We start from the raw sequence: 5,431 nt of genomic DNA, 5'->3' as shown, positions 1-5,431 counted from the left end.
GTCGCCGACGGCACCCCGGACGCGGCCCGCCGGCTGGAGCGCGTGTTGTGGAACGACCCCGCCACCGGCGTGATGCGCCACGCCGACGCCGGCTATGACGAGGCCGTGGATTGCGCCCGCGCGATGGGGCTGGACCTGCCCTCGCTCTAATCGCGGGACGGGCGGGATGGCCCCGCCCCGGCACAATGGGGGCCGAAGTCGAAGGGCAGCAATTCGGTATTATTGCACGTGTCACCGTAATTCCATGCTGCCGATGCAATGCGTGCGCTGTTGAGCAGGAACCAAGTAACTGGCATCAGAATCGTCAACATGCCTGTCAAGCCATGAGGACAGAAATGCAGAGTTTTATGCTTGGGGCATATTGGGACGCTCGGCGTGATACGCTCGATACTTGTGTTGAGAAAGCGGCAAGATTTTTTGCTGGGATGGCGGAAATAGACCCGCTGTTAGCGCAATGGTATGAGAAGGGTCGATCTCGCAAAGACGCCTTGACCAAGAAAGTGGACATTCTTGATCGTAAAAGACTTGAGGAGCTTCTACTCAAGGGAAGAAACAGAACGGATGTTGGACGAGAGATCATCGATGATCTTGGCTTTAGTATCCGCCTTTGGAACGGTGCGAGCCAGGAGGAAGCTGAGGCGACTGTAGGCATCCACTGCGGTTGTTACAGCGAGCGAGTTGGCAACAACGTTATCATTGATCTCCCATGTCAATCTGAAAGCTCGCCTTGGGTTTCGAAAGCCAGCTCGCTTCTGGCGTTAGTAGCTGAAACATGGCGTCCGAAATGGGCTGGAATCATGTCAGAGCGAGCCATGCGCGAACGAGATTTTAGCAGCCACCCGTTTGTGGACTGGATGGTGTATGTGCCTCGCCCGATTGCTGCGGTGCCGTCCCCTGGGCGTATTGAAACACTAGATGGTTTAGGCTCGATCATCGTTGTGCAGCCTGATCCCCCACTCGGGGCTGACAGTGAGGAAGCTTCTCGAATTAGACAAGTTGAGCGACTCTTGGCTGCATAGCCGCATTTATGAACAATAATGGCTCGCGAATGCATCTAGTGGCGACTCAATCTAGTCAGCATGATTACGGTGACACGTGCAATAATCCGTTTACTCGCTTCGCGCCGCCGCTAGCCTCGGGCCATGGCGAGGCTTCGTCACATCGCCCTCCCGGGCATTCCGCATCATATCACCCGGCGGGGCAACCGGCGCGAGCGGACTTTCTTCGAGGACGGCTCGCCGATATGGAAGCGCGCACCGGCCTGGCCCTCGCCCCCGCAAAACGCGGGCCGAAGTCGAAGGGCAGTAATTCGGTATTATTGCACGTGTCACCGTAATTCCAAGATATCTTGGGGGGGGAGCTCGTAAGAGCTCGAAAAGAGACCGAAGTTGACTATATTTTTGTAAACGGGCCTTTCGCGGGCAAGAAAGTTGATTTTGTCTTGACGCCATCGACGAGGGCGGAGGCTGATAATATAAATAAGTATTTCTACAGAAATAGAAATAATCTATTTAATAGTATCGAAGATCACCTGGAAAAGGCGGACATTGTTCCGATTGATTCGCGATTTTTTGATCCAGTAAATTATGATTTACTTATTGGCACTGTGAACCGTATACCAGTGAAAGATCGATCTAGAATAATCATATATAGGTGATATAATGGCTGGATCAATATTAATTAGTGATGACTCTAGGGTTTCTACTAGTACGATTAATTTATATGAAATTGTGGATTCAACTAGAGATACACTCAAGGCAATGGCGCCAGAATTAATAGCGCCTATATACGAATCAATGGATGTTGAAAGCATGCCATTTATTCGCTTGGACATGCTTAATTCAAAAGATCTAATGCGATTTTATGAAGCCACAAAGAGGGCAAGATTGCATTGTGACATAAATCCCGCGTGGGATAGATTAATAAAAGAAATTGAGAAAGATGGCAGGTTTATTTCATGAGTTTCGTCACGAATTCCGGAATTAACGGAATTACGGGGAATTACGCGGGAATTACGGTGACACGTGCAATAATCCCTTTACTCGCTTCGCGCCGCCGCTAGCCTCGGGTCATAGCCGAGCTTCGTCGCATCGTCCTCCCGGGCATCCCGCATCATATCACCCAGCGGGCCAACCGGCGCGAGCGGACCTTCTTCGAGGACGGCCCGCCGATATGGAAGCGCGCACCGGCCTGGCCCTCGCCCCGGCAAAACGCGGGCCGAAGCCGAAGGGCGGCAATTCGGCAATATTGCACGTGTCACCGTAATTCTAGAGCGGTTGAAAAAATCGAGTCGGAGGCTACGATACTAGCCACATCTATGCCGGTTTTCATAAACGAGACAGCAAAAGGTGCGGATGGAAAGTCGGTAACGACAAGGAGATCGTACAATATTGCGCCGGATGGTACCGAATTTTCTACTGCTAGAGAGGCGGCTATAGACGCAATTGCTTTTGCCTTCGCGCTTCGCAGTGTATTGGGTGATAACTGGGAGCGTGGCGGATACATATACATGACGCCGACAGGTCGATTTGTGCGAAGCAAGATCATGCTCGGCACGCTTGCCACGACCGGGTACGCGCCGGCAGGTGTGGAGGCTGGTCGTCCTTGGGTGCCGATGACCAGAGCGTCCAGTTCTCAAACCCCCGGGCGTGTCGTGGCGGGTTTCCACATCCATCCCACGGGGGTAAAGGAAGATGCTAATTTCTCCATGAAGACGGCAAGAAGCTCTGGAGGCGATGTAGAGAGTTTTGTCAGATACAATAAAGGAAGGGTAAACCCCGTAATATTCTTCCTTGGAGGAAACGATGGAAGTTTTGACACATTGCAACCTATTGCAAATTCTCCATATTATATAAAAGATGATGGCTACAGAAATCCCGTTTATCCCCTTGACGCAGGTACGCCAACTTGCTAACTAGGGGCCATGAGCAAGAGCCCTTCCGCATCGCCTGAGTTTTCGGTTCGCGAGTTCTTCGTGCGCTTCCCCAATGACGACGCCTGCCTTGAGCACATCATGCAGGTTCGCTTCGGCGGAACCCGCTTTGACTGCCCTTCGTGCGGTGTCGTGGGCTCGACGTTCCACAAGCTGGCAAAGCGCCGCACCTATGTTTGCGCGCACTGCGGTCACCATGTGAACCCGACCGCGAACACGATCCTGCATGACACGCGGACCCCGCTCGTTTCGTGGTTCTATGCCATGTATCTGTTCTGCACGACGCGCCACGGCGTGAGCGGCAAGGAACTGCAACGCCAGCTCGGGGTCACGTACAAAACGGCATATCGCATCGGTCAGCAAATCCGCGACCTGACTGCCAAGGCGCAGTCGTTTGACGCGCTGCTGTCCGGTCACGTCGAACTGGACGAAGCTTATGTGGGCGGTCGCCGGTCGGGCGGGAAGCGCGGCCGTGGCGCCCCCGGAAAGACGATCGTCATGGGCCTTGCGGAGCGCGGTGGTGCCATGAAGGCGGTTGTCATCCCCAATGTGAAGAAAGACACGCTGCGCGACGTAGTGCTTGAGAACGTCGAGCCCGGCTCGGTCGTCTCGACCGACGAACTTATGTCCTACGGCTTACTCTCTGGCGATGGCTACACGCACGGCGCCGTGAAGCATGGCGCGAAGGAATACGCTCACTACGATTACCGCAGCGGCGAGACGTTCCACGTCAACACCGTCGAAGGCTTCTGGCGGCTGTTCAAGGCTTCGGTTCGCTCCACGCACGTTCAGATCAGCGCGAAGCACATGGAGCGCTATCTGAGCGAGTTCACTTTCCGCGCGAACCACCGCGAGCGTGTGAACGGGATGTTCGATCTTCTGGTTGGGGTGCTGTGATGCGACCTAACAGGCGGCCAAACTCAGCGCGATCGGCGGGGCCTACGCCATCGGACTCGACTTGTCGGATGAAGGGTTCGAGATCACCGGCCCCCAAGGCGTCCGCTAATGTCATTCGTTCCACGCTATGCCCTCTCGTCATGATCGAATGGGAGGATAGCGCCCAACCGATCCCAAGCTGGTCCTACCTAGCATCATTTGATGCACCTGGCACGATCCGCTGCGTATCCGTTGGCTGGATGATCCGCGACGACGACCAGATGAAGGCCCTTGCTCCCAACATGGGGGCGATAGACGACGAAAACAGCGTGCAGGTATCCGGTGTGATCCAGATACCCACACGCTGCGTCGTACACATCACCCCGATAGCCGAAGCTACCGCTTCTTAAGTGCCTGCCCCTTGGTCTGATCCTGACTCATCACGGAAGCCGCGATGGTCTTGATCTGAGCCTTGGTCGGCTTGGGGTTCGCGCCCGAAAGGATGCGGGACGCGATGGTGGAGACCCTTGGAGAGGTCTGGCGGGGCGGCGATTTCGAGCCGCCGGCGGGCTTTTTGGCCATGGGAAGGGGCCTTTCGTAGTCTGATATATGGACAGACTCACTGTCCTATGGTAGAGAGCCGCCGTGGCGCTCCCTTAGGGACGCCACGGCGGTGAAAGCTCTTTAACAAGAGCAAGGGTTTCGGTGGCTGCAACCACCTACTCCCCCACTGATGGCGGACCATCAGCACCTCCAATCCCCGGGGACCAACGCTCCCCCGGTGAGCCGGTTGACACCACAAGTTGAAGCCAGACGACCGTAGGCCCACGCAGGGCCTGCGGGCCGTCGCCGTCCGAGTCGCCCCCGTCCGGTAACCTTTCCATAATCGAGCTTGCACATACATTCAACCGCAGATACGGAATTGTGTGAATGTTAATTCCTGAGATTCGGATGGGAGCGCGGACGATGGATAAGGCACTCGAAACGGCGCAGGCGCGACTGTCAAACACTGTCGCTGAAATCGGTGCGCTAAACGAGCAAATCAGCGCTCTAGAGGCTAAGCGCAGCGCGCTATGCAAGGACCTAGACCGCCTCAATTCTTTCATAGCAACATGGTATGAAATGGCGGGGGTACAGCAGCCCGGAATTGTAGAACATGTGGACAACGGTCCCGCGCCAAGCGGAAAGCGGCAGCGTCCGAAGAACCCGGATCGTCGGGATGTTGCCAGCGCGGCGGTAGGGTATATCCGCGAGCGCGGCGAGCCGATGTCACGGCGGGAAATATTCGAGCGGCTGGCAGCGGACGGTATCACCATCCAAGGCAAGGACCCGGAGATGGTCCTGAGCACGATGCTCTGGCGCGAGAAGGGGATTATCCGGCGGCTCCCCGGCGGCGGCTATTGGCCGAGAGACGACCACCACGCGCTGGATGACATTCAGATAGACCCTGATCTCTAACCCCGCGCTCCTAGCGACGGCGCGACATCCCTAGGGAAAGGGCATCAGCGCCCATTACATGCGTCAAGGGGATAAACGGGACAGAAATTTTTTTGAAACCAGATAATTAGGAGAAGAGGCGTGTTAACGCGGAAACTATTGAGAAATCTCTATTTATTATGGGGA

9 protein-coding genes are annotated in these 5,431 nt (G+C 55.5%); 8 read left to right on the top strand and 1 reads right to left on the bottom strand.

The genetic code is table 11. The annotated features are described in order from the left end of the window. The 7 genes from OM513_RS20625 to OM513_RS20600 all read left to right on the top strand — a co-directional run. Positions 1 to 150: hypothetical protein (locus tag OM513_RS20625; RefSeq protein WP_264946671.1), on the top strand; the 150-nt coding region annotated here is incomplete at its 5' end. A 185-nt stretch (positions 151 to 335) separates the two neighbouring features. After that, positions 336 to 1,019: an immunity 52 family protein gene (locus OM513_RS20620; RefSeq protein WP_264946670.1), complete on the top strand. Its 684-nt coding sequence runs from the start codon at positions 336 to 338 to the stop codon at positions 1,017 to 1,019. A 329-nt stretch (positions 1,020 to 1,348) separates the two neighbouring features. After that, the gene (locus OM513_RS20870) at positions 1,349 to 1,657 is read left to right on the top strand and encodes a hypothetical protein (protein ID WP_380916564.1); all 309 of its coding nucleotides are present in this window, start codon (positions 1,349 to 1,351) and stop codon (positions 1,655 to 1,657) included. A gap of 4 nt (positions 1,658 to 1,661) precedes the next feature. After that, positions 1,662 to 1,961 carry a hypothetical protein gene (locus OM513_RS20615; protein ID WP_264946669.1) on the top strand — a complete coding sequence of 100 codons (300 nt, stop codon included), beginning with the start codon at positions 1,662 to 1,664 and terminating at the stop codon, positions 1,959 to 1,961. A gap of 356 nt (positions 1,962 to 2,317) precedes the next feature. Next, positions 2,318 to 2,914 (top strand): hypothetical protein, encoded by a 597-nt coding sequence (locus OM513_RS20610; protein ID WP_264946668.1) that lies wholly within the window; start codon positions 2,318 to 2,320, stop codon positions 2,912 to 2,914. 9 nt (positions 2,915 to 2,923) lie between these two features. Continuing rightward, positions 2,924 to 3,829: an IS1595 family transposase gene (locus tag OM513_RS20605; RefSeq protein ID WP_264946667.1), complete on the top strand. Its 906-nt coding sequence runs from the start codon at positions 2,924 to 2,926 to the stop codon at positions 3,827 to 3,829. Between the two features lie 140 nt (positions 3,830 to 3,969). Further along, positions 3,970 to 4,218 (top strand): hypothetical protein, encoded by a 249-nt coding sequence (locus tag OM513_RS20600; RefSeq protein WP_264946666.1) that lies wholly within the window; start codon positions 3,970 to 3,972, stop codon positions 4,216 to 4,218. On the opposite strand, the gene OM513_RS20595 is transcribed toward OM513_RS20600, so the two are convergent. Beyond that, positions 4,205 to 4,390 (bottom strand): hypothetical protein, encoded by a 186-nt coding sequence (locus tag OM513_RS20595; protein WP_264946665.1) that lies wholly within the window; start codon positions 4,388 to 4,390, stop codon positions 4,205 to 4,207. The two genes, OM513_RS20600 and OM513_RS20595, sit on opposite strands and share 14 nt — an antisense overlap. 384 nt (positions 4,391 to 4,774) lie before the next feature. Here OM513_RS20595 and OM513_RS20590 point away from each other — a divergent pair, with 384 nt between their 5' ends. After that, positions 4,775 to 5,266 carry a hypothetical protein gene (locus OM513_RS20590; RefSeq protein ID WP_264946664.1) on the top strand — a complete coding sequence of 164 codons (492 nt, stop codon included), beginning with the start codon at positions 4,775 to 4,777 and terminating at the stop codon, positions 5,264 to 5,266. Positions 5,267 to 5,431 lie beyond the last annotated feature (165 nt).

The organism is Sphingomonas canadensis, from assembly GCF_026013525.1.
GTDB classification, from domain to species: Bacteria; Pseudomonadota; Alphaproteobacteria; order Sphingomonadales; family Sphingomonadaceae; genus Sphingomonas; species Sphingomonas canadensis.
This window is presented reverse-complemented; position numbering and strand designations above follow the sequence as displayed.

Bases quoted from the DNA above. Each gene is read 5' to 3' on its own strand.
- OM513_RS20595 (WP_264946665.1), bottom strand. From the start codon at position 4,390: ATGGCCAAAAAGCCCGCCGGCGGCTCGAAATCGCCGCCCCGCCAGACC.
- OM513_RS20615 (WP_264946669.1), top strand. From the start codon at position 1,662: ATGGCTGGATCAATATTAATTAGTGATGACTCTAGGGTTTCTACTAGT.
- OM513_RS20610 (WP_264946668.1), top strand. From the start codon at position 2,318: ATGCCGGTTTTCATAAACGAGACAGCAAAAGGTGCGGATGGAAAGTCG.
- OM513_RS20605 (WP_264946667.1), top strand. From the start codon at position 2,924: ATGAGCAAGAGCCCTTCCGCATCGCCTGAGTTTTCGGTTCGCGAGTTC.
- OM513_RS20590 (WP_264946664.1), top strand. From the start codon at position 4,775: ATGGATAAGGCACTCGAAACGGCGCAGGCGCGACTGTCAAACACTGTC.
- OM513_RS20620 (WP_264946670.1), top strand. From the start codon at position 336: ATGCAGAGTTTTATGCTTGGGGCATATTGGGACGCTCGGCGTGATACG.
- OM513_RS20600 (WP_264946666.1), top strand. From the start codon at position 3,970: ATGATCGAATGGGAGGATAGCGCCCAACCGATCCCAAGCTGGTCCTAC.